Raw genomic sequence first — 26,515 nt, forward strand, 5'->3', positions numbered from 1 at the left:
GATGCATTTTCGCAGCTCACAGCCGTTACGGGGTTAAACACCAAGTTGAAAGACCTGTCCAATTCGTGACGTAATGCGCTGACAACCATTCCCAGACCACGACACTCTGATGTAGGAAGTCCGGGGGATCGACAGAAACCGGGAGAACGTCAGTGAGCGCAATGTCTCTTGCCCTGCTGCTGACCACGGCCGCTGCCACCGCCGTGGGCGGCGCCGCCCTGCACGCCGCCCACGGCCTGCGCAAGCAGGTCACCGCCCTGCGCGGTGAGCTCGCCGCGCAGGGCCACGGCCGCGGCCCGGTCGTACCCGCCGCCCGCACCCCCCTCGACACGCCCGCCGAGATACGGGCAGCCGTCGCCGAGGCCCTGGCCGAGGAGCGCGAGCGAGAGCTGGCCGAGGCGCGCGCGTTCTGGGCCGCGCAGGAGGCCCGCGACGCCGCGGACGCCCCCTCGCTGCTGGGCGGGCTGCACGGGCTGGGCGAGGACGCCCCGCTCTTCCTGCCCCGCCAGGCCGACCTGGTGGGCCTGGAGCCCCTGCTGGAACTCGACGACGAGCCCGTCACCGAGTTCGCGGAGGACTCCCCCGAGCTGGCCGCGGCCCGCCGCCGCCACCCCTCGCACCCCGACTTCGTACCGGCCCAGCCGTCCGCTCCGCTGGGCGACCACGAGCGCACGGTGACCCGCCTCGAGGAGCTCGCCGAGGCCCGCACCCCCCTCGCGGACGTCCGCCCCGGCCCGCTCGGCACGCTCGACGTGTACGTCTTCACCGACGGCACCACGCTCTGCTTGACCCCCGGCCACCGCGAGACCGCCGAGCGCCTCGCCGCGGCCCTGCGCGACGGCAGCGCCCCGGTGCTGCTGGGCGGCTCGGGCGTCTCGGGTGCGTACGCCCTGACGTTCTCGTGCGGCGAGGAGAGCGTCTACATCCTCGCGGACCGCGTCATCGCGTCCCTCTGACTCTTCACCGAGGGCGCTCGACCGGGAGCTCCTGACCGGAGCTCTCACCCCAGGGCCCGCGCCGCGGCCTCCGCGACCAGCCTCACGGCCTCGTCCACGTCACTCGAAGTTGACGCCGGCGGGGCCGTTCTCAGTGCCTCCGCCAAGTCATGACCCGCCACCGCGACTTGGTCCGCCACCACGAACACCCCGGCGTCCGGCATGATCCGCGGCTCCTGCCCAGGAGCCTGAAGCCGCTGGGCCCGTACGGCGAGTTCCCTGGCCAGGGCGAGGCCCTCGGCCGCGGCCCCGCGCTGCAGCCGGCTCTGCGGAGCGGCCCTCAACCGGTCGGCGAATCGGTCCACGGCAGCGGTCAGCGGCGTTGTATCGAGCACGCCGCGACCCTACGCGCCTGTGCGGCACTGTTGCCAACGGGCCAACGCTCAGGCACGGTGGCGTGAAGGACCAGACACGCGCAATGCGTCCGGAGGCGCCGATGTCCCAAGTCTTCTCCGAGGAAACCCACCGGAACATGCTCTCCCGCATCCCTCATTGCACCGGTCGTGAAGTCTCCGACTGGATTCGCACCGTCGATGAAGGCCCCGCCCTCTTCCGTTTCGAGGAGAAGGTCAGCTGGCTCCGCAGTGAACACGATCTGGCCTATGGCCATGCGAAAGCGATCATCCATGAGTACGACCTGAGGCGGGCCGCGCGCAAACTGCGCTGAGCACGTCCCACCACGACGAAGGGCCCGCGGAAATCCGCGGGCCCTTCGGTGGTACTGCGACTGCAGCGGCGGCGTATGTCAGTCGTCGCCCTGCAGGATCGAAAACAGCCGCAGCATCTCCAGGTAGATCCACACCAGCGTCAGGGTGAGGCCGAAGGCCGCCAGCCAGGACTCCTCGCGCGGAGCGCCGTACGCCACACCGTCCTCGACCTGCTTGAAGTCGAGGGCGAGGAAGCACGCGCCCAGGATGATGCCGATGACACCGAAGAGGATACCGAGACCGCCGCTGCGGAAGCCGAGGCCGTCACCGCCGCCGAAGACGGCGAACAGCAGGTTGACGGCCATCAGCAGGATGAAGCCCATGGCCGCGGCCATCACGAAGCCGTAGAAGCGGCGGGTGACGCGGATCCAGCGCATCTTGTACGCGATGAGCACGCCGCCGAAGACCGCCATCGTGCCGAGCACCGCCTGCGCCACCACACCGTCAGCGATGTAAGTGGAGACGGCGCTGCTGATCACTCCGAGGAAGACACCCTCGAAGGCGGCGTACGCCAGGATCAGCGCGGGCGACGGCTTGCGCTTGAAGGACTGGACGAGCGCCAGCACCAGCGCGACCAGGGCCGCGCCGATGGCGATGCCGTAGGACGTGCCGAGGTTGGCCGGATCGACCGGGAGGAGGACCCAGGCCAGCACGGCGGTCAGCACGACGGTGCCGAGCGTCATGGCCGTACGGGCCACGACGTCGTCGATCGTCATCACGCCGGTGCGTGCGGGCGCCTGCGGGGCGCCGGTCTGCAGGTCCTGCTGGGCGTACGGGTTGGTCGCGTACGGGCTGGTGGCGGTCCCCTGGGCGTACGGGCTCCCCTGGGTGCCCACGGCGGGACCCCCGGCCTGCGGCTGCTGCGCGTTGAAGCCGGCGTAGCCGTTGTCGCGGCTGAACCCCCGTCGCGAGAAGACCGGGTTGCTGCTCCTCATTTCACTCCTCCATGGCCACACTGCGCGGCCTTGCCACAAGAGTAATGCGTAAGCAAAAGAAGCACCCTAGTGCTCCGGGAGGATCTTTCCTCGACCGTTACGGGTTTACACCCCTCCCAAAACCCGCCCAGAGCCCCGACCGACGCGACGTGCGCCAACCGGGGCCTCCCCTCGAGCCCGGCCCTCTGCGTGAAGATGAATCCTCGCGCGGGTCAGCAGCCGTCGCCGTCGCCGCAGCAGGCGGGCGGGTTGCACTCCGGCCGTGCCCACAGCTCCTGGTCCCGGCGAAGCCCGATGCCTCGATCGCCTGGACCGTGCCCCTGATCTCGGCACCGTCGCGGAGCCGGCGGGTCTTGAACGGGTTGTGGTGGATGAACCGGCCGAACCACTCCTCGCACCAGGCGGCGTACTCGCGGGTGTGCAGCATGAGGGCGTGCCAGCCGGGGGCGACGGCTGTTGGCCGCATTGAGCCAAGTGCCCGAGGCCATGGCACCGCGGAACGCCTCCAGCAGTCCCTGGAGTGCTGCGTTGACGGAAATGACGCTGGTGTGGGTCGAAGGAATGTATTCCGAGCGGTAGATCTTCGCATCTGTGGAGCCGGTGGCACCGACGCTCTCCACGTCGTCCAGCTGGCTCCCCTCATACCCGGTGCGTTCTTCGGCAGCTGGGCGCTCTCCGGTGAGCAAGGATTGCCCCGCGGCTACCACCAGCCTGTTGGTGCCGAGCTTGCGAGGTCCCGCATCAGCGTTCCCCTTCGGCGAGGAGGAAATGCCGACGACGGCAATCATGGTCGCTATGCCGATGGCGATACCAAGAGCAGAAAGGATCACCCGCATCGGCCGTCCTGTCCACGCAGTCCGGTTGAGCCGACTTCCACGACATCATGTGCCGTCAGCCGGGCAGGAATCAGACGCTTCGAAGCCCGCGACATCGGACGCCACAGTTGGTGACAGCCGGATCACAGCACGTTTCGGCGTGTGCGTTGACAGCTTGCGTCAGTTGAGAAGGCGCTTAGCAGGGAGCACGCTGGTAGGCGGTGGGCGCTCGAGTGCGACATAGCGTCGATGTGCAGGGAGGTCGACATGTCGGCTGCTTCCGATGACGTGCGGTTGGCCCGTGGACAGGCCGCAGCGGCTGCGGTGGATGCACACGGCGTGGTCACCGCGTGGAGCACGGGTGCGCGTGAGCTGCTCGGTTACCTACCGACAGAAGTGGTTGGCGAGGAGGCCGAGGCTCTGCTCGCGGAGCCGCTTCCAATAGCTGCCAAGCGTTGCTGCACCCGGCGCGAAGCATGGGACGGTCTGATCACCCTACGACACCGCGACGGCCGCGGCCTGCACGTTCGGCTTCAAGCACAGCCGCTGCTCAATGCGGTTGGGGAGGCACACTGGTTCCTCACGGTCACTGCGCCCGAGGCGTCCGGAGAGACAAGCGCGAGGGCTGGCCGTGAACCGGACCCCCCGAATGTCAAGCAGTGGGCGCTGGAGCAGCTTCCTCTTCCCGTGGCGCTCTTCGACCGGCAGGGGTCTTGCTTTGCGGTGAACGCCGCAGTGACCGTCGCCATGGGAAAGCCGGAGAAGGAACTACTCGGCGTGCGCATTGGCCACTCCGGTCCCGGGCAGCCGATGAAAGGACTTGAAGGCATCGCCGAGGCCGCCGAGCGCGTATGGCGCAGCGGGGAGACAGCTCGGTTGGAAGTACACCTCCGTACACCAGGCGAGTCCCGTCCACATGCTTGGCTGCTCTCGCTCTATCCGGTCATGGATCCGGCAGGCCACGTCTGCGCCCTCTCGCAGGCAGCGGCCGACACGACAGAGCAGTTCCAGGCCCGCCAGTGGTTGAGCGTTCTCAACGATGCGGGGCTGCGGATCGGCACAACGCTCGATCTGAGCCGCACGGCGGATGAGCTGGCGGAAGTCGGCTCGGAGTATTTGGCCGACTTCGTCGTTGTCGACCTGCTCGATGGCGCCCTCAGTGGCGCAGGCCTCGAGAGAGCCCCCTCCGGCGACCCCCTCGTCCTCCGCCGCACTGCCCAGCGCTCCGTACTGCCAGGTTGTCCCGAAGCGGTGGTCCCGATCGGGGGGATCCACACCTACCATGCGGAGTCACCGCCGGGTCGCGCGCTGACCCTCGGCCGCGCCTCGCGCCACCAAGTCGATGATGCCACCCTGACCGCATGGGCTGCGGGCTGCACGGAACGCGCCGAGAGCATCCGCACCCACAAGATCCATTCGCTGATGGCCGTGCCCCTGCGGGCCCGTGGCACCTCCCTGGGGATTGCGGTCTTCTGCCGTCATCGCACTCCAGAATCCTTCGACGAGCAGGACCTACGGCTGGCTGAGGATCTGGTCGCCAGGGCGGCGGTGTACATCGACAACGCGCGCCGCTACACCCGCGAACGCGAGATCGCGCTCGCTCTGCAGAACCGTCTCATGCCGGACCGCATGATCGGCCAATCCGCCGTGGAGGTCGCCTCGCGCTACCTGCCGGCCGACCCGGACGTCGGCATCGGTGGCGTCTGGTTCGACGTCATACCACTGTCAGGAGCGAGAGTCGCACTAGTGGTCGGAGACGTGGCCGGCCGCGGCATCCAGGCATCGGCAACAATGGGTCGGCTGTGCACCGCCGTCCGTACGCTGGCTGACGTCGACTTGGCCCCCGACGAGCTATTGACCCAACTCGATGATCTCGTACTGCGCCTGGATCGCGAGGAGACGGCGAACGGCACGCACCAAGCACTGGACAGCGGGATGGGCGAGGTGGGAGCCACGTGCCTGTACGCCGTGTACGACCCAATTTCCCGCCTCTGCTCCATGGCCCGGGCCGGTCATCCCGTACCGGCCATGGTCACCCCGGACGGCGCAGTGGATTTCCTGGACCTCCCCGCCGGACCACCCCTGGGGCTGGGCGGTCTGCCTTTCGAGGTGGCCGAGTTCGAAGTGCCGGAAGGCAGCGTCCTCGCCCTCTACACCGACGGTCTCATCGAAAACGCACACCACGAGGCATATGACGGATACGCCAATTTTCGTGCGGTCCTTGCCAGTCCGCATCGCCCCCTGGAAGAAACCTGCGACAGGGCGCTGAAAATCCTACTCCCCGGCCACCGTACCGACGACGCTGCCCTTCTGCTGGCCCGCACCCACGTCCTGGGTGCCGACCAGGTGGCCACATGGGAACTGTCCGCCGATCCTGCGACCGTCGCCCATGCCCGCGAACTCGTCTGTGACGTACTTACCACCTGGCACCTGGAGGACTTGACATTCGTCTTCGAACTAATCGCAAGTGAACTCGTCACCAACGCCATCCGCTACGCCCGTCCCCCCATCCAACTACGGCTGATCCGCGACATCAACACCGTCATCTGCGAGGTGAGCGACGCCAGCAGTACCGCGCCTCACCTGCGACGCGCACGCGTCTACGACGAAGGTGGCCGCGGACTTCTGATCGTCGCCCAACTCGCCCAGCGTTGGGGCAGCCGCCACACTGGCACTGGTAAGACGATCTGGGCAGAGGTGCCCCTCCCAGGGATCGCTTCTTCCGGTGAACCTGGAACAGTCGAGTAGCGTTGCGGTTGGCCCGCATGGTCCAGGCGGCCCGTGTCACCTGCGATTTCGCCTATTCTGAGTACGGGGTGATGCTGATCGGCATGCGGCTCGCGCTCACTCACTGAGTTGTTTTCATCCTGATGCAGGTCACGGGGGCTTGCGTGGGCCGTGGGTGAGATGCTCGGGCCGGTCAGGGACGTGATCGGTAGCAGGTGATCGTCCGTTGTGGGTGGGTGGGTTCGAATCGCGGGGTGGACCGTCGGGTCGTCCGTATCCCAGAGGAGGCCGGACGGGAAGGTGCCACTGGTGGCGGACGTGTTGACGTGGGTGATGCAGCGGCGGTTGGTGCTGGCCGACCTTGCCGAGCGGCTGCGCAAGGAACTGGCCGATCTCGAGGTGGAGGTCGCGCGGCTGGAGGCCGCGGAGGTGGTGTTCGGGCAGTCCGCCGACGCCCAGCGGGCCGGGGCGACCGACGACCCGGCCATGGCCGAGGAGTTTGAGCGGGTCACGACCTCGCCGGGAGCGGGCGGGATGCTGCTGGTCCCGCACCGCGAGGACGGCATGGATGCCAGCACGCTGCCTGGACGGCACCTTGGTCCGCACCCGCCGCCGCACCGGGGACGAGAACCGGCCGAACTACTCGGGCAAGCACAAGGCCCACGGCTTGCTGTTCCTCGCGCTCACCGACGAGATGGGCAACCTGGTCTGGATCTCGGCGGCGAGACCGGGGCGTTCCAGCGAAGTCACCACCGCGCGCCACAACAAGATCACCGCCCACCTGCGGGACGCCGGCCTCGGCGCCCTGGCGGACCTCGGCTTCGTCGGTCTGGACGACGACCCCGACCACCCGGTGATCGTCACGGGTCGGAAGGCCACCCGCGGCAAGCTGCTGACCACCGCGCAGAAGCAAGCGAACAAGCTGGTCAGCCGTGAACGCGCGGCAAACGAGCACGGCTTCGCCGACCTGAAGAACTGGCGGATCCTCGCCAAGGTCCGCATGAACGCCCGCCACGCGATCACGCTCCTGCGCGCGCTGCTCGTCCTGACGAACGCCGAGATCAGCCGCTGACAGACGATCACCCCCAGGACCTGCCCGAGCACCCCATCCCCGACCCACGCCAGCCCCGCGACCTGCAACTTCAGGCTGGAACATCTCCAACGAGGCTTGCGTACTCAGGGCGAGGTTGGGTCAAAACGGGCTTCTGTCACCCAGGCGAGGTAATAGGTCCTGGTACAGGCACTCTCAAGAGCGCCGGTCGGTCGTGGACGAGGCCGGGAACTCAGCGACTATTGCTCACCCAAGCCCGCAGGGTTCTCCGGGTTCGCCTTGCGGATCGTTTGTTTATCAATCGGGTCGACCCGTAATGTAATCATCATGAACTCCTCTCTGCCCTCCAGAGGGCGTCCCAGGGATCCCCGCTCGCACGAGGCGATCATCAGCGCGACCGCAGAGCTGGTGGCCGAGGCCGGCTACGCCGCGACATCGATCGGGGCCGTGGCCGCGCGGGCCAGCGTCGGCAAGGACACCATCTACCGGCGGTGGTCGGGCAAACCGGAGCTGGTCTTCGAGGCCGTGTTCACCACTACCGACCACGCCCCGAACCCCGACACCGGATCGCTGACCGGGGACCTGACCGTACTACTGCAGGGCCTGGTCGAGGAGTTCAATGCCCCTGCCGCCGCAGCTGCGCTCCCGGGCCTGCTCGCCGACTTCGCTGCCGACCCCGTCCTGAAGGCACGCATCCGCAGCGACTTCCTGGCCCCGTCGAAGGAACGGCTGCTGATCGTCTTCGAACGCGCCGTGCTCCGCGGAGAGATCGCAGCCGACACACCGGTGGACCTGGTCCTGGACACGCTCGCAGGAGCCGTGTTCTTCCACGTCGGACTCCTCGCAGAACCCGCAACCCCGCAGCTGGCCGGCCAGCTGACTGCCGTCGTAGCCAAAGGAATCGAGATCCGATGAACGGCTGGCTCCTCGCAGCGGGCATCACGGCGTTGGGCGTGGCCGCAGCACACATCGTCGGCGGGCACCGGGACGTTGTGCGACCCCTGCTGTCCAGCGGACTGGCAGACGAACCCAAGCGCGTCCTGCATGCCGTGTGGCACATGGTGAGCGTCGACCTGGTGCTCTCCGCAGTCGCACTGGTCTACCTCTCACTGGCGGACGGTACGTCAGGGACCGCCCTGGTGGCATGGTTCGTGGCCGCGCACTTCATCGCGTACGCGGCAGCATTCCTGGTCATCACACTGTCGGTCGGCTGGCCGAAGCCACTGCTCCGGCTGCCGCAGTGGATTCTGCTCCTGCCGGTCGCGGCACTGACAGCGGCGGGCGCCGTATAGCACCGCACCCGGGAGAGAATCCCGCGATCGCCCGCCGGGGATACAGCGCAGTGGAGTGCATGACCGGGGTCGACGACATCGACGGCCTGTTCTCTTGTCCCGAACTCCGGCGCGCCAACTACGCCTCCGCCGTACAGCTGCGTACCGGGGACCCTGCCGCCGCGCTGCGCGAGGCAAGCGATGCCCTGGCCAGCCAACCCGCGCACTCGTACGGGACAGCTGCCCAGATGCACATCTCGCAGGCCGCCGCACACATTGCGCTGCGCTCGCCCGACGGAGCTGCCGAAGCCTTGCGCCCAGTGCTCGCTACGCCCGCTGACCTGCGACTCGCCCCTGTGACACAGCGCATGCGCGAGCTGTCAGCGGAAATGGCGCGATCACCGATGGGCGACTCCACTCCGGCCGTGGCCCTGCAGGCCAAGATCGAGGCGTGGTGCGTGGACTCCGCGCCGAGGGCGCTCGCCCTCTCGCGGCGAGACGCCCTCGCCTGATTGGATCTCGGGACATGAGCAACCAACCTGAAAAGATGGCCGATCACTGGTGGTGGCGACCCGGCTGGAGCGTCAGCCGCCGCTTCTACACCTGGCACCTCACGTTCCATGACCAGCCCGACGTGCAGCGGCTGGTCGGGGCCTACCGGGACTCGCTTGTGGGCATCCCCGGCTTCGACCTGATCCCCGATCAGTGGCTGCATCTGACCATGCAGGGCATCGGATTCGTGGACGAGGTCGACGAGAAGGACATCACGGCGATCGTGGAAGCAGCCCGTACGCGGCTTGCCGCGATCCCTGAGTTCGAGGTGCGATTCGCGGCGCCGACCGTCACCCCAGAGGCGGTCGAGACGTTTGCCGTCCCTGCCGAGCCGGTAGCCACTGTGCGGGACGCGATCCGTTCGGCTATCGGCGACGTCCTGCCGGAGGTGCCCGAACGGGCCGAGGGATTCCGGCCGCATTTGTCGGTGGCGTACAGCAGCAGCGAAGGACCGGCCACACCGATCCACAAGGCCCTCGCCGCGGTGGACACTCCGCCGGCCACGGCCCGCATCCGGTCTGCTGAGTTGATCGTGCTGCACCGCGACAACCAGATGTACGAGTGGACGCCTTTCGCGCGCGTGCCGCTCGGCTGATCGCCTGCAGTTCTGCCCTGCCCGTGGCGGGCGGACGGGGCATCCTCCAGTCAGCCCAGAACCGATCGAACTCTTCCGCCGCGACGTGAACCCTGGTGTTCCCACTGTGTTCCCAAGCGGCGAAAGGATCTAGGCCAGGTCTAGGCGGTAACCCGCCATAAGCCCAGGTGGGCCGCCATATGCCGCGGTGTGCCCGGAGCCGGACTTGAACCGGCACGGCCCGTAGGCCAGCGAGGTTTAAGCTCGCCGTGTCTGCATTCCACCATCCGGGCAGGGCGTGCGGCTCCGTAAAGCGCGGGATGAGCCTATCGGGGCACATCGCCCGAACAGCCGAGCTACTTCCCGATGTTGTCTTATTTTATTGGCGCCTGAGGGTGTGTCAGGACGTGGGGGACACTGTCGGCACCTGCCGCAGGGGCTGCGCGGGGGTGTCTGCCGGGGGTGCGGGAATGACGCGATTTCGACGGCCCGCGGCCGGGGCGGTCTCAGGGGCGGTGTCATCCCCAGGGAGGAGGGGCGGGGCTTTCGGTCAGACTCGAGAGGGCCCCGGGAACGGGTACGCGGACTGATTCCCGGGAGCCGTACGGCCGAGAGGATGGGGAGGTCCCCAGAGATACGCCGTTCCCGACAGGAGCTCCTCCGTGACCACCACCCCCACCGCCCACCGCGCCACCGCAGTGGCGGCTCGCGCCACAGAACTGTCCAAGGTGTACGGACAGGGCGAGACCCAGGTGGTCGCCCTGGACCGGGTCACCGTGGAATTCCCGCAGGGCGAGTTCACCGCCATCATGGGCCCGTCCGGCTCCGGCAAGTCGACGCTGATGCACTGCGTGGCCGGCCTGGACAGCTTCAGCAGCGGCTCCGTACGGATCGGTGACACCGAGCTCGGCGCGCTCAAGGACAAGCAGCTCACACAGCTACGCCGGGACAAGATCGGCTTCATCTTCCAGGCCTTCAACCTGCTGCCGACGCTGACGGCCGCGGAGAACATCACGCTGCCGATGGACATCGCGGGCCGCAAGCCCGACCAGCAGTGGCTGGAGAACGTGATCCGCATGGTGGGCCTGTCGGACCGGCTGAGCCACCGGCCGACCCAGCTCTCCGGCGGCCAGCAGCAGCGCGTCGCCGTGGCCCGTGCGCTGGCGAGCCGTCCCGAGATCATCTTCGGTGACGAGCCGACCGGAAACCTCGACTCCCGCTCCGGCGCCGAGGTGCTCGGCTTCCTGCGGAACTCGGTGCGCGAGCTGGGCCAGACCGTCGTCATGGTGACGCACGACCCGGTGGCCGCCTCGTACGCGGACCGCGTGATCTTCCTCGCCGACGGCCGCATCGTCGACGAAATGCTGCGCCCCACCGCCGACGGCGTGCTGGACCGCATGAAGGCCTTCGACGCCAAGGGCCGTACGAGCTGATCCCTGCTCGTATCCGCTGATCGACCGCCCCGGCCCACCACCCCAGGACTCCCACATGTTCCGTACCGCCTTGCGCAATGTGCTCGCGCACAAGGCCAGGCTGCTGATGACCGTACTCGCCGTGATGCTCGGCGTGGCCTTCGTCTCCGGCACCCTGGTCTTCACCGACACCCTCGGCAACGCCTACCGCAACCAGTCGGCCAAGAGCTACGACAACGTCGCCGTCTCCGTCACCTCCTACGCCGACCCCACCGCCCGCAACGCGGACGCGAAGGACGAGCCCGGGATCGGCGCGAAGACGCTCGAGAAGATCGCCGGGCTCGACGGGGTCGCCTCCGCCACCGGCCGCGTCGACGGCTTCGCCGGCGTCGCCGACCCCGACGGCAGGCTCATCGGCAACGGCTGGTCCAACAAGGGCGCGAACTTCGCGCCCGGCAAGGACGGCAAGGACACCGCGTACACCTTCACCGAGGGCACCGGGCCCCTGAGGGACAACCAGGTCGCGCTCGACAAGGACTCCGCCGCCAAGGGCGAGTACGAGGTCGGCGACAAGGTGCGGGTCGCCACCAACGGCCCGGTGAAGGAGTACACCCTCTCCGGTGTCTTCACCACCGAGGACGGCGCGGTCAACGCCGGCGGCAGCCTGGTGCTGTTCGACACCGAGGTCGCCCAGCAGCTCTACCTCAAGCCGGGGTACTTCCTGAACGTGACCGTCGCCGCCGAGTCCGGCGCCTCGGCGCAGAAGATCCTGGCCGAGGTCGAGCCGCTGATCCCGGACAACGCCGAGGCCCAGACCGGGAAGCAGCTCGCGGACGACCAGGCCGAGCAGATCGAGGAGGGGCTGTCCGGCCTCAACCAGATGCTGCTCGCCTTCGCCGCCATCGCCCTCTTCGTCGGTGTCTTCCTGATCTCCAACACGTTCACGATGCTGGTCGCCCAGCGCACCAAGGAGCTGGCGCTGCTGCGCGCCGTCGGCGCCTCCCGCAAGCAGGTCAGCCGCTCGGTGCTGAGCGAAGCACTGGTCGTCGGCGTGGTCGCCTCGGTGATCGGCTTCGTGCTCGGCATCGGGCTGGCGACCGGGCTGCGCTCCGCGATGAGCTCCTTCGGTGCCAAGGTGCCGAACGGCTCGCTGGTCATCGCGCCCACCACCGTCCTCGCGGCGCTCGGCGTCGGCGTGCTGATCACGATGTTCGCCGCCTGGCTGCCCGCCCGCCGGGCCGCGAAGATCCCGCCGGTGGCGGCCATGGGCAGCGCCCACCTGCCGGCGACCTCCAAGTCCCTGGTGCTGCGGAACTCCATCGGCGCCCTGGTGACCCTGCTCGGTGCGGCCGCGATCGTCGCGGGAGCGGCGGCCGGCAAGGACGGGAAGATGATCATCGGGGGCGGGGCCTTCCTCGCGCTGATCGGTGTGATCGTGCTGATCCCGCTGCTCTCCCGGCCGGTCATCGCTCTCGTACGGCCGCTGCTGCGGCGCCTGTTCGGCGTGTCCGGGAACCTGGCGAGCCGGAACGCGGTCCGCAACCCGCGGCGCACCGGCGCCACCGCCTCGGCGCTGGCCATCGGGCTCACCCTGGTCACCGGGCTCTCGGTGCTCGGCGTCACGATGGGCCGCGCCATCGACAAGATCACCACGGACAACATCAAGGCCGACTACATGGTCACGATGGCCAGCGGCGGCGGCCTGGACAAGTCCGTCGTCACCGCGCTGGAGAAGGCGCCGGGCGTCAAGGCCGTCTCCCCCCAGCAGGCCACGTCCCTGAAGATCAAGGACACCTACGAGTCCGTCTCCGGGGTCGTCCCCGGCGACATCGAGAAGGTCATCAACATCGAGACCGTCTCGGGCTCGCTGGACGTACTCGGCAAGGGCCGGCTCGCGGTCGCCGAGAAGACGGCGAAGTCCAACGGCTGGAAGCCCGGCGACACGGTCGCGGTCGAGTACGACGACGGCAAGAAGGCACAGCTGACGGTCGGCGCGACGTACAAGGACAACGAGTTCCTCTCGCCGGTCCTGATCTCCACCTCGCTGCTCGCCCCGCACGAGGAGAAGCCGTACATCCCCGAGGTCTGGGTCAAGACGGACGGCGGCATGAGCAAGGCCGCCGAGCAGGCCGTCGTCGACGCGCTCGGCGACAACCCGGCCATCAGCGTGATGGACCAGCAGGACATCCGGAACACCTTCGGCGGCATGATCAACACCGCGCTGAACATCATGTACGGACTGCTGGCCATGGCCCTGATCATCGCGGTGCTGGGCGTCGTCAACACCCTGGCGATGTCGGTCTTCGAGCGCCAGCAGGAGATCGGCATGCTGCGGGCGATCGGTCTCGACCGCCGTCGGGTCAAGCGGATGATCCGGCTGGAGGCCGTGGTGATCTCGCTCTTCGGCGCGGTGATCGGCGTCGGCCTCGGCACCTTCCTGGGCTGGGCGATCGGCCAGACGGTCAAGAGCTCGATCCCGGGCTACGCCCTGGTCATCCCGTGGGACCGGATCGGCCTCTTCCTGGGGCTGGCCGCGCTGGTGGGCGTCCTGGCGGCGATGTGGCCGGCGCGCAGCGCCGCGAAGCTGAACATGCTGACCGCGATCAAGACGGAGTAGCAGGTCCGGTCCGGTAGTACGTAGGGAGATCCGACGGAGATCCGTACGGAGAAGGGCCCCGCGGCCGGGAGTGAGACGGCCGCGGGGCCCTTCTGTTGTGCGTGCGGACGGGCGGTTCAGCCGGCCCGGCCCGCCGGGTTCCAGGTGCGCGCGCGCAGGGGCATGCCCGAATGCCCCTCCGCCCCCGCGCGGACCGCCAGGACCTGGTTGACCCCGATCCGGTTGCGTTCGAAGGACAGCGCGGACGCCGCCATGTAGAGCCGCCAGATACGGGCCCGGCCCGGCGAGGTGTACCGGACGGCGTCCCGCCAGTGCGTCTCCAGGTTCGCGACCCAGGCGCGCAGGGTCAGCGCGTAGTGCTCCCGGATCGACTCGACGTCGCGAACCTCGAAGCCGGCCTCCTCCAGCGTCCCGACCGTACGGCCGAGCGGCGCCAGCTCCCCGTCGGGGAAGACGTACGCGTCGATGAACTCGTCCACCCGGTAGGCGGATTCGTCCCGCTCGGGGCGCCGCGCGATCTGGTGGTTGAGCAGCCGGCCGCCCGGCTTCAGCAGGCCGAAGAGGGCGTCCGCGTACTCGCGGTAGCGCATCGAGCCCACGTGCTCAGCCATCCCGATCGACGAAATCGCCTCGTACGGCCCGTCCTTGACGTCGCGGTAGTCCTGGACGCGGATCTCGATCCGGTCGGTGAGCCCCTCCTCCGCGATGCGCTTACGGGCGTACGCGGCCTGCTCGCGCGACAGCGTGATACCGGTGACACGCACACCGAACTCCCGTGCCGCGTGAATCGCCATCGAACCCCAGCCGCAGCCGACGTCCAGCAGGCGGTCGCCCTCCTTCAGATCGAGCTTCCGGCAGATCAGGTCGAGCTTGTCGCGCTGGGCGCTCTCGAGAGTCGAGCCCTCCGTCCCCTCGTCCCAGTACGCGCACGAATAGACCATGGACGGGCCGAGGACCCGCTCGTAGAAGTCGTTGCCCACGTCGTAGTGGTGGCTGATGGCCTGCCGGTCACGGTGCTTGGTGTGCAGCGGTCCGCTGCGCCGCCGGATCTCCTCGGCCGGCGGGGCCGGCGGCAGCCACGGCCCGGCCAGCGACACCAACTCCCGTGCCGCGGCGCGCAGTTTCGGGTCCCGTACGGCCCGTACGGCCTGAAGCGCGCCCCGCTCGCCGCCGCCGCGCTCCCACAGCAGCCCCGCCAGCCGCTCCAGCGTCTCGTACAGGTCGCCCTCGATGTCGAGCTCCCCGGCCACCCAGGCGCGGGCGAGGCCCAGCTCCCCCGGCCGCCACATCAGCCTGCGCAGCGCGCGGCGGTGCCGGATGACCAGAGTCGGCGCGCCGGGCGGACCCGACTCACTGCCGTCCCAGGCCCGGATGCGGACCGGGAGCGGAGTCCCTAGCAGCTCGTCGGCGAGAGCAGTCAGCCGCAGTGCGGCGTCGGCCATGGCACACACCTCCGTGACGGTGGATCCCCAGCGGTGCCCAGACAGATGCCCACGCGAGTGGCCACGCAAATGCCCGGGCAGCGCCCAACACCACGGTAAACACCGGCAGGGCCCAAATGCAGTCCCGTTGCGGCGTGTGGGGAGGTCAGGTGCGCAGAAATACGCCGAAGGGCGCCCGCACCACGGATGGCGGGCGCCCTTCGGGGTTGTACGCGTGCTTCTCGTCCGTCCCTAGGAGGCCTTGGCCTTCTCCGCCTTGTCGGCGGCCGGGGCCGCGGCGACCGGCGCCGGCTTGGCGGCCTCGTAGAACTCCTCGCGGGGCGTCTCCATGGCGCCGAGGGAGACGACCTCGCGCTTGAGGAACATCGCCAGAGTCCAGTCGGCCAGGACCCGGATCTTGCGGTTCCAGGTCGGTACGGCCAGGCCGTGGTAGCCACGGTGCATGTACCAGGCGAGCCGGCCCTTGAGCTTGATCCTCATCTTGCCCATGACGATCATCGCGACGCCCTTGTGGAGGCCGAGGCCCGCCACCGCACCCTTGTTGGCGTGCTCGTACGTCTGCTGCGGGAAGCCGCGCATCCCGGAGATGACGTTGTCGCCGAGGACCTTGGCCTGGCGCAGCGCGTGCTGGGCGTTCGGCGGGCACCAGGCGTTCGCCACGCCGGCCTTGCGGGCAGCGATGTCCGGGACCTGGGCGTTGTCGCCGCCGGCCCAGATGTAGTCGGTGCCCTGGACCTGGAGGGTCGCGGCGGTGTCCACGTGACCGCGCGGGCCGAGCGGCAGGCCGTAACGGGCCAGCGCCGGGTTGGGCTTCACGCCGGCGGTCCACACGACGGTGTTGGAGTCGACCTCGAGGCCGTTCTTCAGCACCACGTGGCCGTCCACGCAGGAGTCCATGGAGGTGTTGAGGTAGATCTCGATGCCACGGCCCTCGAGGTGCTCCTTGCCCCACTTGCCGAGCTGCGGGCCGACCTCGGGAAGGATCTTGTCCGCCGCGTCCACCAGGACGAAGCGCATGTCCTCGCGCTTGACGCTGGTGTAGTACTTCGCGGCGTCGCGGGCCATGTCCTCGACCTCGCCGATGGTCTCCGCGCCGGCGAAGCCGCCGCCCACGAAGACGAACGTGAGCGCCTTGCGGCGGACGTTCTCATCGGTCGTGGAGTCGGCCTTGTCGAGCTGCTCGAGGACGTGGTTGCGCAGGCCGATGGCCTCCTCCACGCCCTTCATACCGATGCCCTGCTCGGCGAGGCCGGGGATCGGGAAGGTGCGGGAGACCGCGCCGAGCGCGACGACCAGGTAGTCGAAGGGCAGCTCGTAGGCCTCGCCGACGAGCGGCGTGACCATGGCGACCTTGCGGTCCTGGTCGATGGTGGTGACCCGGCCGGTGAGTACCTCAGCCTTGGGCAGCACGCGTCGCAGCGGGACGACGACGTGCCGAGGCGAGATGCTGCCGGCGGCAGCTTCGGGAAGGAAGGGCTGGTACGTCATGTACGAGCGCGGGTCCACGACCGTGACGGTCGCCTCCCCGTACCGCATCTTCTTCAGAATGCGGCGTGCCGCGTACAGGCCTACGTACCCACCGCCTACAACGAGGATCCTGGGACGCTCCGTGGTGCTCATGATTCGAGTATCCAGCACCCCCAGGGGGGTCGCTCGTGAGCCCCTTCACAAGCTCCTTCCGCCCCTCTGCTACACTGCGCCGCCCACGTGACCGAAGTCATGGCGCGGCAGGGGAACCAGGGTGTACAGGGGGACGCTGTTCACCCCTGCTGAACTGGCCCTCCGTCAGTCGCCCGGCGCTGGACCACAGGGTCGTTCCGCCCGTCCGTCATCCGCCCGTAACGGTCCGGTGCGCGCATGGCGAGGGCCTGGGGGCCGCTTATCCGGGCCTTACGGCGCCCATGTGCGGCCCACAGGCCCCTTTTCCTTGTGAAGAACTTCACGAACTTTCTCGCGACGACCCGCCGGAAGGCCCCCGAGCGGGCCCTTTCCGGCCCTCCAGGACCCGTCAGGACCAGTCAGGACCCGTCAGGCGACCGACCAGGCGATGCCGTCGAGGATGTCGTGCTCGCTGACGACGACCTCCTCGGCACCCGTCCGGCGCATGATCTCCAGCAGGACGAGCGCGCCCGCGCCGATGACGTCCACGCGGCCCGGGTGCATCACAGGGATCGCGGCACGCTCGTCGTGGGTCGAGGCGAGCAGCGCGCCGGTGATCTCGCTGACCTGCTCCACCGAGATCCGCGAGTGGTGGATCGCGGCGGAGTCGTACGCGCTCAGGCCGAGCGCGATCGCGGCGACCGTGGTGACCGAGCCGGCCAGCCCCACCAGCGTCCTCGCCTCGCCGAGCGGAACCGTCTCCTCCACCAGGTCGAGCGCGGCCCGGATGTCCGCACGTATGGCGGCGACCTGCCCGGCCGTCGGCGGGTCGGACACCACACCGTCCTGTACGAGATGACGCTCGGTCATCCGCACACAGCCGACATCGACCGACCGGGCTGCGCGGACATGGTCGTCGCCGACCACGAACTCCGTCGACCCGCCGCCGATGTCCACCACGAGGTACGGCTTCGCCAGGTCGGCGCGGCCGGTCAGCTCCTTGGTGGCGCCGGTGAAGGAGAACTCGGCCTCCTGGTCACCGGTGATCACCTCGGGCTCGACCCCGAGGATGTCCAGGACCCCCCGTACGAATTCGTCCCGGTTCTCGGCGTCACGGGAGGCCGAGGTGGCCACGAAGCGGATGCGCTCCGCGCTCAGACTCCGGATGACATCGGCGTACTCGCGGCACGCCGCGAACGTCCGCTCCAGCGCCTCCGGCGCGAGCCGCCCCGTGCGGTCCACTCCCTGGCCGAGCCGGACGATCGTCATCCTCCGGTCGAGCTCCTTGAGTTCACCCGTGGCCGGGTCGGCGTCCGCGACCAGCAGGCGGATCGAGTTCGTACCGCAGTCGACGGCGGCGACGCGAGTCACTGGGCATCCCCTTCGACGGGCTTGAACGCGAACCAGCCCGAGCCGTCCTCGGAGCGGTCGACCTCCCATTCGTCACCGGCGGGAGGCCCGCACGGGGTGACACAGGGGCCCTTGGCCCACCACTCCGGCAGCATCGCGAGGGCCTCGTCGCCCAGCGGGTTCACACCCGGGCCCGCCGCCAGCGAGTGACCGACCAGGACGTGCAGGCACTTCACCCGGTCCGGCATGCCGCCCGCGCTCGGGAAGCCCTGGAGCACCTCGATCGCGTCACGGCGCTGGATGTAGTCCTCGTGCGCGGCACGGTACGCCGCCGCCAGCTCGGGGTCCTCGGCGAGGCGGTCCTGCATCTCCTTCATGACACCCCCGCCCTCGAGGGTGCCGATCGCCCCGGCGGCCCGCGGGCACGTCAGGTAGTACAGCGTCGGGAACGGCGTGCCGTCCTCGAGGCGCGGAGCCGTCTCGACCACGTCCGGCTGCCCGCAGGGGCAGCGGTGTGCGATGGCGCGCAGTCCGCGGGGCGGGCGGCCGAGCTGCTCCTTGAACGCGGCGATGTCCGCGTCCGTGGGCTCGGTCCGGTCGGTCTGGGGCGGGGGCGTGTCCATGCCTGGGCAAGTCTCTTCGTTCGGTGGTGACTACTGGTGGTGACTACTGGTAGGTGCTGTGCGGATTACCGGTCGAGGCGGTCGGCCTTGTCGACGCCGTCCCAGACGTTGGAGTACCAGGGCCGGTCCGCAGCGCCCTGGTCGGCGTGGCGCAGGTCCTCCGCCTCGGGGTCGATCATGGTGTAGCCGGTCTCCCCCGGACGTACATAGTGCAGGTGCTCGCGCGCCTGCTGCTCCACGAAGGCGGGGTCCTCCCAGCGGGCCTTCTGGTCGCGCAGCTCCTCGAGCCCGTCGCGCGCCCGGTCCGCCTCCCGCTGCTGCTCGGCGATGTCCGTGCGCTGGGAGACGTACTGGCGCATCGGATACGCGAGGGCCACGACCAGCGTGCAGAGCACCAGCGCGAGCAGCGCGGCCCGGCCGGTGAGCCGGCTGCGGCGGATCTGCCGCCGGGTCTGGGAGCGGTAGACGCGGGCGGCGGTCCGCTCGCCGATCAGCCGAATCCTGGTCGCGGTGGAGAACCGGTCGCGGTCCTTTCCGGCCATGTCTCCCGCCTCCCCTGCCGTTACGCGCGTACGTCCCCGGACACGGTACGGGACCGCGGCCGGGGACGTACGTACGACTGGCTGTGCTGTTATGCCTTGCCGCTATGCGGTACGGAACCGCGGGAACGCGCTGCGGCCCGCGTACACCGCCGCGTCGTCGAGGATCTCCTCGATGCGCAGCAGCTGGTTGTACTTGGCGACACGCTCGGAGCGGGCCGGGGCGCCGGTCTTGATCTGGCCGCAGTTGGTGGCGACGGCCAGGTCGGCGATGGTGACGTCCTCGGTCTCACCGGAGCGGTGCGACATCATGCACTTGAAGCCGCTGCGCTGGGCCAGCTCGACGGCGTCCAGGGTCTCGGTCAGCGAGCCGATCTGGTTGACCTTGACGAGCAGGGCGTTCGCGGAGCCCTCCTCGATGCCGCGGGCCAGGCGCTCGAGATTGGTGACGAACAGGTCGTCGCCGACGAGCTGGACCTTGGTACCGAGCTTGTCGGTGATGACCTTCCAGCCGGCCCAGTCGTCCTCGAACAGCGGGTCCTCGATGGAGACGAGCGGGTACGAGGCGACGAGCTCCTCGTAGTACTCGGTCATCTCGGCGGCCGAGCGGGACTTGCCCTCGAACTCGTACGAGCCGTCCTTGTAGAACTCGGAGGCCGCACAGTCGAGCGCGAGCGCGATGTCCTTGCCGGGCGCGTAACCGGCCTGCTTGATGGCCTCGAGGATGAGGTCCAGCGCGGCGCGGTTGGAGTCGAGGTTCGGCGCGAAGCCGCCCTCGTCGCCGAGGCCGGTGGAGAGCCCCTTCTCCTTCAGGACCTTCTTGAGGGTGTGGTAGACCTCGGTGCCCCAGCGCAGGGCCTCGGAGAAGGACTCGGCGCCGATCGGCGCGATCATGAACTCCTGGATGTCCACGTTGGAGTCGGCGTGCGAGCCGCCGTTCAGGATGTTCATCATCGGAACGGGCAGCAGGTGCGCGTTCGGGCCGCCGAGGTAGCGGAAGAGCGGCAGGTCGGACGCCTCGGAGGCGGCGTGCGCGACGGCGAGGGAGACGCCGAGGATGGCGTTGGCGCCGAGCGAGGACTTGTCCGGGGTGGCGTCCAGGTCGAACATCGCCTGGTCGATCAGGCGCTGCTCGGTGGCGTCGTACCCGACCAGCTCCGGGCCGATCTGCTCGATGACGGCGAGGACGGCCTTCTCGACACCCTTGCCCTGGTAGCGGTTCGGGTCACCGTCGCGGAGCTCGAGGGCCTCGAACGCACCGGTGGAAGCACCGGACGGAACTGCAGCACGACCCGTGCTGCCGTCGTCGAGGCCGACCTCGACCTCGACCGTGGGGTTGCCTCGGGAGTCCAGGATTTCCCGGGCTACGACGACGTCGATGGACGGCACGAGCATCTCCTTCTGGGATGTGACGCTATGAGTGCAGGGTCTCTTTGGCCTTGCGGCATGAGCCTAACCGGCTTCGGCGCACAGTTCGGCCGACCGCCCGGACCCTGGGACGAAAACAGGGCCGAATACCCGCGGGCCGGCACATAAGGCTCTCGCGGTACTGGACGGTAATCGGAAAGCGGATCGGAAAGCAGAAGCCCCGGCCCGGCGCGCACGGGGGAAAGCGCGCCGGACCGGGGCAGTTTCTGGGGGGTGGGACCGGTCTCCGCCGAGGCCGGCCCCAGCCGCGAGTCCCAGCCGCGAGTCCCAGCCGCGGGCCTGAGTCAGCGGAGGTGCAGCTGCTGGCCCGGGTGGATGACGTCGGCGTCCTCGACGACGTCCTTGTTCAGCTCGAACAGCTTCTGCCAGCCGCCCTTGACCTTCTCGGCCTCGGCGATCTTGCCGAGGGTGTCGCCGGCCTTCACCTTGTACTCGCCGTCGCCCTTCTTGAAGGACTTGGCGGCCTTGGGGGCCTCGGCGCGCGCCTCGGACCGGCCGGCCTTGGCCGACGCGGTGCGCTTCTCGGCCTTCTTCGGCTTCTCGGCCGGCTTCTCGGCACCGGTGTCGACGCCCGGGTCCACACCGTCGTTGGTCAGGTTGCCGGCGCCGGCGCAGGCCCAGGCACCCGGGCCCTGAATGTCGAGGAGCACCTCGGCGGTGGCTATCTGCTGGTTCTTGGTCGCGAGGTCGGCGCGGGGGGCGTACTTCGTACCGCCGGCGGCCGCCCAGCTGGACTGCGAGAACTGCAGGCCACCGTAGTAGCCGTTGCCGGTGTTGATGGACCAGTTGCCGCCGGACTCGCACTGGGCCACGGCGTCCCAGGTGGCGACGGAGGCGGCGGACGCCGAGGTGGCGCCCATCAGCGGGACGGCGACAGCAGCGCCGGCGACACCGGCGAGCGTGGCGATACGGGCGGCCATGGACGGGCCGCGGTGCTTGCCCTTGCCGGAAAACAGCATGGAGTTATCCCCTCACCGACGCCTACGAGGTGAGCTGTCGGGTTCGGGCCAATGAGTTGCCCGGCCGCGCGCACCAGGCGCGCAGCTTCACCCCAAGCCGGTCACCTGCCGTCTCAACGGCCGTGCCCGGCGCTTACCTTGGGTCCCCCGCTCCTGCCAACGGCGCTTTACGCGACGACTACTTCCCTCGTCCGTCGGCAGGATTCGGCGTGACGGTCGAAGGAGCCCGCGGTGCGAGCGGTTCAGACCGTAGACACAGGCCTCCCCGATGTTCAATGCCGAACATCAGGGAGAAAACGCCCATACTTACACCCGCGAAACGGGCATTTCCGCAGGTGAGAGGCGAGAGCGCAGGACCGGGCGGGCGAGACGCGCCAGTTGGGCCGAAGAGACTCATGTCTCACTTGACCAAACGTGGACATAAGGTCCCGAACTCCCCCTACTTTTCGGTCAGATCGACACCCAGGTCGAGGCTCTGGCCAGGGAGGATGAGGTCCGGCTCGGCGCCGATCACCGTCTCGTTGGCCTCGTAGATCGCGGACCATCCGCCCGATACGCCCTGCTTGTCGGCGATGTCCCAGAGGTTGTCGCCGGGGAGCACGGTGTACGCGCCCGCTTCCGCCTCGGCCCCGTCGCGCGTCGCGTCCGCACCGCGTGAGGCGTGCCGACCGGTGTCACGGCCGTCGGCCGGGACGCCCGGCTCGGCCGTCTCGCCGGCGGCCGGCTCGCCCCGGTGCTTGCCGGCGCCGGAGCCGGTCGCGTCGGGCGAAGCAGTGTCCGACTGGCGCGACTTGTCCGACTTGCCGGAGTTTGAAGTCTTCGACCCATCGGGAGCGGTCGGCGTCGCGGAGGCCGCAGGCTTGGTGGGCTTGGCGGAGGACTCGTCCGCCGGAGTGGACTCCGAAGGCCGTACGGGGGCGGGGCCCACGGACATGTCCTCCGTCGGCAGACCCGGGTCGACATCGGCTATGAGGCCGCCCTGGGTCAGACCCGCGGTGGTGGCGCAACTCGGCCAGGCCTGCGGGCCCTGCGCGGCGAGCACCTTCTCCGCGACGGCGATCTGCTGGGCACGGCTGGCGAGGTCCGCCTGGGGCGCGTACGACAGCCCGCCGAACTCCTCCCAGGTCTGCTGGCTGAACTGGAGCCCGCCGTAGTACCCGTTGCCGAGGTCCGCACTCCATGTACCGCCGCTCTCGCACTCGGCGACGCGGTCCCATGTGGAGGCGTCCGCGGCGCTGGCGCCGGTGGCACCGAGCAGCGGAATCGCGAGGGCGGAGCCGGTCACCCCGGCCGCGACGACGAGGGCTGGGGCTTGGCGGGGGCGCCGATGACGGCCGTTCCCGGAGCGCATGCGGTTGCCTTCCGTGTGACTGGTGAGACGACGGTGAACGTAGCGGTACTCGAACGCTTGTCACAAGTCGATGCAGCGGAGATCACGTGAAGGTCACGTGCATGACGCTCCGTCACCTACCGGAGGGGCTGAACTCCACCGGCAACGTGCGCAGTCCGCGCATGATGAGCCCGCCCCGCCAGCGCAAATCGGCAGGATCCGCCGCGAGCCGCAGGTCAGGAAGACGGCGCAGCAAGGTCGCGAGAGCCGTCTGCCCTTCCAGCCTGGCCAGCGGCGCACCCAGGCAGTAGTGGATACCGTGCCCGTATCCGAGATGGGGGTTGTCACGCCGCGTGAGGTCGAGCACATCGGGCTGCTCGAACCGCTCCGGGTCCCGGTCCGCCGCCGCCAGTACGACGAGCACGGGATCGCCCGCGGCGACGGCCTGCCCGCCGAGCGTCAGCGGCTCGGTCGCGTACCGCCAGGTCGCCAGCTCCACCGGCCCGTCGTAGCGCAGCAGTTCCTCGACAGCCGTCGCGAGGAGGTCTTTCCCGGCTGGGGGTCCGGGGGTTACCCCCCGGGAAGGCCCAGTCTCAACTCCGGTGGCCAGCAGCCCGGTCTCGCCGGCGGCGAGGGACCACTGGAGCCGCTCGCGCTGCTCGGGGTGACGCAACAGGGCGTACACCCCGTTTCCGATCAGATTGACGGTGGTCTCAAAGCCGGCGAACAGCAGGATAAAGGCCATGGCGGCGGCCTCGTTCTCGGTGAGGTGCTCGCCGTGGTCACTCGCCCGGATCAGACCCGAAATCAGATCCTCTCCCGGATCCTCCCTTTTACGGTGAATCAGCTCCGCGAGATAGTTCCGCATCTGCTTCACCGACCGGGCCACTCCACCGCGCGGCCCGCCGCTGTGTCGAATCATCATCCCGGCCCAGTCGCGGAAGTCATCCTGGTCCTCGCGCGGTACGCCGAGCATGTCGCAGATGGCGTAGATGGGCAGCGGGAAGGCGAACTCGTGAATGAGGTCGGCGGAGCCCTTCTCGACGAAATCGTCAATGAGCCGGTCCGTCAGCTCCTGGACGCGCGGCGCGAACTCCGCCACCCGGCGTGGGGTGAACGCCTTCGACACCAGCCGCCGCAGCCGGGTGTGGTCCGGCGGGTCGATGTTCAGCAGATGGGTCATCAGCTCGGCCTTGCGCTCCCCGGGGATACCGGTCTTCCCCTTGGCGTGCGCGGATTCGGCGTGGTGCGCCGGGTTCTTGCTGAGCCGCTGGTCGGCGAGGGCCTGCCGGGCATCCGCGTACCGGGTCACGAGCCACGCCTCGACCCCGCTGGGCAGCGCGGTCCGGTGGACGGGAGCGTGTTCGCGCAACCAGGCGTACGCCGGGTAGGGGTCGGTGGCGAACTCCCAGCTGAACAGCGTGGGTGTGGGGCCTGCGGCCGTCTCGTCATGCACGACCCGACCGTATCTTCTTCCCCTTATGTGGGCCGTCACCACAATTTTTACGTCACACGCCCCGCTCCTTGACTTGAAAGTAGGTACAGACCTTACTTCGCCATGTGGACGTACGAATTCTGAAAGACAGCTTTGCCGTGGTGGAGAGGCGGGCCGAGCATGCGGTCAAGTTCTTCAACTGGCCGGAGCAGGATGTCTTTCTCAGCGGGCCTCCCGCCTTCATCGACGAGATCGCCGAGGTGCTGGTGGAAGTGGGCGCGAGCGGGTCCCGGATCTTCCACGACGCGGTGCCCGGCACGGGGCAGCCCCGGCCTCTCGGAGCCGACGAGTGGTTCCTCAACCATCCGGGGACCCACTGGCACAACCCCTCGGGCCGCGCACCCCGCGACTACTGACGCCCGCTGTCCTCCGCCGCGCGGATCGTGTCCCGGTAGACCCGGGCCGCGGCGCGCAGTGCCGTCTCCGGGTCGGTGCCCTGGGCTTCCGCGCGTACGGCCATGGCCAGCAGCTCGTAACCGATGCCCTCGCCCGCCGGGAGCGCCATCTCGATGCCGGCGGTCCGGACCCGGGACGCGAGCTTGGCGGCGAGGGCGAGGCCCGGCTGGCCGAGCGGGATGCCCTCGGTCACCGAGCTGCGCTGCTTCTCCATCGCCTTGGTACGCAGCCAGTGCTCCTTGACGTCCTCCGGGGTCTCGGCGGTGTCGTCCCCGAAGACGTGCGGGTGGCGGTGGATCAGCTTGTCGACGATCGTCGCCGCGACGTCGTCGATCGAGAACGGCTCGTCCGGATCCTCCTGTGCGATCCGCGCGTGGAAGACGACCTGGAGCAGTACGTCCCCGAGTTCCTCGCGCAGCTCGTCGCGGTCGCCGTCCTCGATCGCCTCGACGAGTTCGTACGCCTCCTCGATGCCGTACTTGGCGAGCCCCTGGTGGGTCTGGGTCGAGGACCACGGGCACTCGGCCCTGATCCGGTCCATGACCTGGACGAGGTCGAGGAGGCGGGCGCCGGGCAGGTCGTACGAGGCGGGCAGCAGCTCCAGATCCGGCATCTGCACCCGGCCCGAGCCGGCCAGCCGGGCGAGCCCGTCGGTCAGCCGCTGGTCGCCCTCGCCGGTCGGGACGACGACGATCGTGCGGCCACCGGCGCAGGCGTCCACCAGCTCCTGGGCGTCCGGCGCGGACCGCTCGACCGTGATCCGCGCCTCGCGCAGATACGGCAACTGCGGGTGCCCGGGGTCGGCGCACAGCACGCGGTCGGCGGCGCGCAGCGTCTGCCACGCGGACCAGGACAGCAGTCCTGGTGCCACCCGGTGGCTGGTGGTGAGCAGGATGATGCGGCCGGGGGACGGGTCGGACGACGGGTCAGGGGCATCGGAAGGGGCGTGTGCAGTCACCTGTCGAACGTACCCCGGCCGCGCCGGGCGCCGGCTCCCGGTTCCGAATCCGTGCTCGTCAGCCGCTCAGGGGCTCCTGGTCCTGCTTGGTCACCTGGGTGATCCACGGCGTCTTGGACCCGGTGAGCTGGATCTTCTGGTCGTCCCAGGCGCCGTAGCGCGGGTTGACCTCGACGCCGAGGACCTTGGAGGTGCCGGCCAGTGACTGGACGATCTTCGCCTGGCCGTCGGGCGTACCGAGGTCGGCGCCCAGCGCGGCGGCGAGCTTGTTCACCAGGACGTCCTCGCGCAGCGCCTGGTCGATCTGGTCCGGTGCCACTCCGCGCTGCTGGAGCATCAGCTGCTGCAGCGGTTCGGCGCCGCCGGCCTGCTGCTCCGCGTCCTTGCGCGCGGTCTGGAGGTCCTTGGGGCTGACCTCGACGCCGGCGTCCGCGGCGGCCCGCTCCAGGATCCGGTCGAGGATCATGGAGTTGAGCTTGGCCTGGGGCAGCCGGCCGGTGCTCTGGATGAGCTGCTCGGCCTGCGGGGAGCCGTTCTGCGCTTCCCGTACGTCCTTCACCTGCGCCTGGAGCGAGGACACCGCGATCCGTTCACCGCCCACCATGGCCGCCGTGCCCGGATGGCCCTCGCTGCCGCAGGCAGTCAGCAGCGGGGCCGCGCCGAGGAGCGCGGCTGAGACGGTGAGCGCGGTGCGACGGCGGCGGTGCAAAGGAGCCTCCCGGCGGCGAGATGTGCGTTCG

At 69.2% G+C, this 26,515-nt stretch carries 24 protein-coding genes, 1 tRNA gene and 1 riboswitch; of the genes, 11 read left to right on the forward strand and 14 right to left on the reverse strand.

Translation table 11 applies throughout. The annotated features are described in order from the left end of the window. The first annotated feature begins 161 nt into the window (after positions 1-161). Entirely contained in the window at positions 162-956 is a 795-nt protein-coding gene (locus NLX86_RS21335; protein WP_254373388.1) for a hypothetical protein, read from the forward strand. A gap of 44 nt (positions 957-1,000) precedes the next feature. Here the strand turns inward: NLX86_RS21335 and NLX86_RS21340 are convergent, their stop codons facing one another. Next, positions 1,001-1,330, reverse strand: a complete 330-nt coding sequence (locus tag NLX86_RS21340; RefSeq protein ID WP_254373340.1) for a hypothetical protein — start codon at positions 1,328-1,330, stop codon at positions 1,001-1,003. 101 nt (positions 1,331-1,431) lie between these two features. Between NLX86_RS21340 and NLX86_RS21345 the strand changes: the two genes are divergently transcribed. Next, positions 1,432-1,662, forward strand: coding sequence for a DUF4287 domain-containing protein (locus NLX86_RS21345; protein WP_254373389.1), 231 nt, complete (start codon positions 1,432-1,434; stop codon positions 1,660-1,662). Between the two features lie 78 nt (positions 1,663-1,740). Here NLX86_RS21345 and NLX86_RS21350 read toward each other — a convergent pair whose 3' ends face one another. After that, on the reverse strand, positions 1,741-2,637 hold the full coding sequence (locus NLX86_RS21350; RefSeq protein WP_254373341.1) for a Bax inhibitor-1/YccA family protein: 897 nt from the start codon (positions 2,635-2,637) through the stop codon (positions 1,741-1,743). Between the two features lie 1,082 nt (positions 2,638-3,719). Between NLX86_RS21350 and NLX86_RS21355 the strand changes: the two genes are divergently transcribed. The 6 genes from NLX86_RS21355 to NLX86_RS21380 all read left to right on the forward strand — a co-directional run bounded on the left by NLX86_RS21355 (position 3,720) and on the right by NLX86_RS21380 (position 9,648). Continuing rightward, a complete protein-coding gene (locus NLX86_RS21355; protein ID WP_254373342.1) occupies positions 3,720-6,200 on the forward strand; it encodes a SpoIIE family protein phosphatase in 2,481 nt (826 codons plus the stop codon). A gap of 547 nt (positions 6,201-6,747) precedes the next feature. Further along, positions 6,748-7,251, forward strand: a complete 504-nt coding sequence (locus NLX86_RS21360) for a transposase family protein (protein WP_254373343.1) — start codon at positions 6,748-6,750, stop codon at positions 7,249-7,251. Positions 7,252-7,557: 306 nt separating this feature from the next. After that, positions 7,558-8,145 (forward strand): TetR/AcrR family transcriptional regulator, encoded by a 588-nt coding sequence (locus tag NLX86_RS21365; protein WP_254373344.1) that lies wholly within the window; start codon positions 7,558-7,560, stop codon positions 8,143-8,145. Beyond that, entirely contained in the window at positions 8,142-8,522 is a 381-nt protein-coding gene (locus NLX86_RS21370; protein ID WP_254373345.1) for a hypothetical protein, read from the forward strand. The genes NLX86_RS21365 and NLX86_RS21370 overlap by 4 nt, the downstream gene beginning before the upstream one ends. 59 nt (positions 8,523-8,581) lie before the next feature. Further along, positions 8,582-9,013 carry a hypothetical protein gene (locus NLX86_RS21375; RefSeq protein ID WP_254373346.1) on the forward strand — a complete coding sequence of 144 codons (432 nt, stop codon included), beginning with the start codon at positions 8,582-8,584 and terminating at the stop codon, positions 9,011-9,013. Between the two features lie 14 nt (positions 9,014-9,027). After that, positions 9,028-9,648 carry a 2'-5' RNA ligase family protein gene (locus tag NLX86_RS21380; RefSeq protein ID WP_254373347.1) on the forward strand — a complete coding sequence of 207 codons (621 nt, stop codon included), beginning with the start codon at positions 9,028-9,030 and terminating at the stop codon, positions 9,646-9,648. Between the two features lie 190 nt (positions 9,649-9,838). Here NLX86_RS21380 and NLX86_RS21385 read toward each other — a convergent pair. Next, positions 9,839-9,920 (reverse strand) — tRNA-Leu (locus tag NLX86_RS21385). A 369-nt stretch (positions 9,921-10,289) separates the two neighbouring features. On the opposite strand from NLX86_RS21385, the gene NLX86_RS21390 reads away from it, so the two are divergent. Together NLX86_RS21390 and NLX86_RS21395 are read left to right on the forward strand one after the other, a co-directional pair. Next, the gene (locus NLX86_RS21390; RefSeq protein WP_254373348.1) at positions 10,290-11,060 is read left to right on the forward strand and encodes an ABC transporter ATP-binding protein; all 771 of its coding nucleotides are present in this window, start codon (positions 10,290-10,292) and stop codon (positions 11,058-11,060) included. 55 nt (positions 11,061-11,115) lie between these two features. Then, positions 11,116-13,656 carry an ABC transporter permease gene (locus tag NLX86_RS21395; protein ID WP_254373349.1) on the forward strand — a complete coding sequence of 847 codons (2,541 nt, stop codon included), beginning with the start codon at positions 11,116-11,118 and terminating at the stop codon, positions 13,654-13,656. Positions 13,657-13,772: 116 nt separating this feature from the next. Here the strand turns inward: NLX86_RS21395 and NLX86_RS21400 are convergent, their stop codons facing one another. From NLX86_RS21400 to NLX86_RS21440, 9 genes are all read right to left on the reverse strand, one after another. Beyond that, the gene (locus tag NLX86_RS21400; RefSeq protein ID WP_254373350.1) at positions 13,773-15,098 is read right to left on the reverse strand and encodes a cyclopropane-fatty-acyl-phospholipid synthase family protein; all 1,326 of its coding nucleotides are present in this window, start codon (positions 15,096-15,098) and stop codon (positions 13,773-13,775) included. Between the two features lie 231 nt (positions 15,099-15,329). Then, the gene (locus NLX86_RS21405; RefSeq protein WP_254373351.1) at positions 15,330-16,718 is read right to left on the reverse strand and encodes an NAD(P)/FAD-dependent oxidoreductase; all 1,389 of its coding nucleotides are present in this window, start codon (positions 16,716-16,718) and stop codon (positions 15,330-15,332) included. A gap of 408 nt (positions 16,719-17,126) precedes the next feature. Next, entirely contained in the window at positions 17,127-18,068 is a 942-nt protein-coding gene (locus NLX86_RS21410) for a Ppx/GppA phosphatase family protein (RefSeq protein ID WP_254373352.1), read from the reverse strand. After that, positions 18,065-18,670: a DUF501 domain-containing protein gene (locus NLX86_RS21415; RefSeq protein ID WP_254373353.1), complete on the reverse strand. Its 606-nt coding sequence runs from the start codon at positions 18,668-18,670 to the stop codon at positions 18,065-18,067. Before NLX86_RS21415 ends, NLX86_RS21410 begins: the two co-directional genes overlap by 4 nt. Before the next feature lie 65 nt (positions 18,671-18,735). After that, positions 18,736-19,212, reverse strand: coding sequence for a septum formation initiator family protein (locus NLX86_RS21420; RefSeq protein ID WP_254373354.1), 477 nt, complete (start codon positions 19,210-19,212; stop codon positions 18,736-18,738). A 102-nt stretch (positions 19,213-19,314) separates the two neighbouring features. Further along, complete coding sequence (gene eno / locus NLX86_RS21425; protein WP_254373355.1) at positions 19,315-20,598, reverse strand: phosphopyruvate hydratase; 1,284 nt, start codon at positions 20,596-20,598, stop codon at positions 19,315-19,317. A gap of 323 nt (positions 20,599-20,921) precedes the next feature. Beyond that, entirely contained in the window at positions 20,922-21,596 is a 675-nt protein-coding gene (locus tag NLX86_RS21430) for a transglycosylase family protein (protein ID WP_254373356.1), read from the reverse strand. Between the two features lie 4 nt (positions 21,597-21,600). Then, positions 21,601-21,771, reverse strand: a riboswitch (cyclic di-AMP (ydaO/yuaA leader). 264 nt (positions 21,772-22,035) lie between these two features. Further along, positions 22,036-22,947, reverse strand: coding sequence for a transglycosylase family protein (locus NLX86_RS21435; protein ID WP_254373357.1), 912 nt, complete (start codon positions 22,945-22,947; stop codon positions 22,036-22,038). A gap of 112 nt (positions 22,948-23,059) precedes the next feature. After that, on the reverse strand, positions 23,060-24,382 hold the full coding sequence (locus NLX86_RS21440; RefSeq protein ID WP_254373358.1) for a cytochrome P450: 1,323 nt from the start codon (positions 24,380-24,382) through the stop codon (positions 23,060-23,062). A gap of 104 nt (positions 24,383-24,486) precedes the next feature. Between NLX86_RS21440 and NLX86_RS21445 the strand changes: the two genes are divergently transcribed. Continuing rightward, positions 24,487-24,777: a hypothetical protein gene (locus NLX86_RS21445; protein WP_254373359.1), complete on the forward strand. Its 291-nt coding sequence runs from the start codon at positions 24,487-24,489 to the stop codon at positions 24,775-24,777. Here NLX86_RS21445 and NLX86_RS21450 read toward each other — a convergent pair. Together NLX86_RS21450 and NLX86_RS21455 are read right to left on the reverse strand one after the other, a co-directional pair. Further along, positions 24,771-25,775 (reverse strand): nucleoside triphosphate pyrophosphohydrolase, encoded by a 1,005-nt coding sequence (locus NLX86_RS21450; protein WP_254373360.1) that lies wholly within the window; start codon positions 25,773-25,775, stop codon positions 24,771-24,773. The two genes, NLX86_RS21445 and NLX86_RS21450, sit on opposite strands and share 7 nt — an antisense overlap. A gap of 58 nt (positions 25,776-25,833) precedes the next feature. Continuing rightward, the gene (locus NLX86_RS21455) at positions 25,834-26,484 is read right to left on the reverse strand and encodes a SurA N-terminal domain-containing protein (protein WP_254373361.1); all 651 of its coding nucleotides are present in this window, start codon (positions 26,482-26,484) and stop codon (positions 25,834-25,836) included. Between the last annotated feature and the right edge of the window lie 31 nt (positions 26,485-26,515).

The organism is Streptomyces sp. A3M-1-3 (assembly GCF_024213665.1).
Taxonomy (GTDB): Bacteria; Actinomycetota; Actinomycetes; order Streptomycetales; family Streptomycetaceae; genus Streptomyces.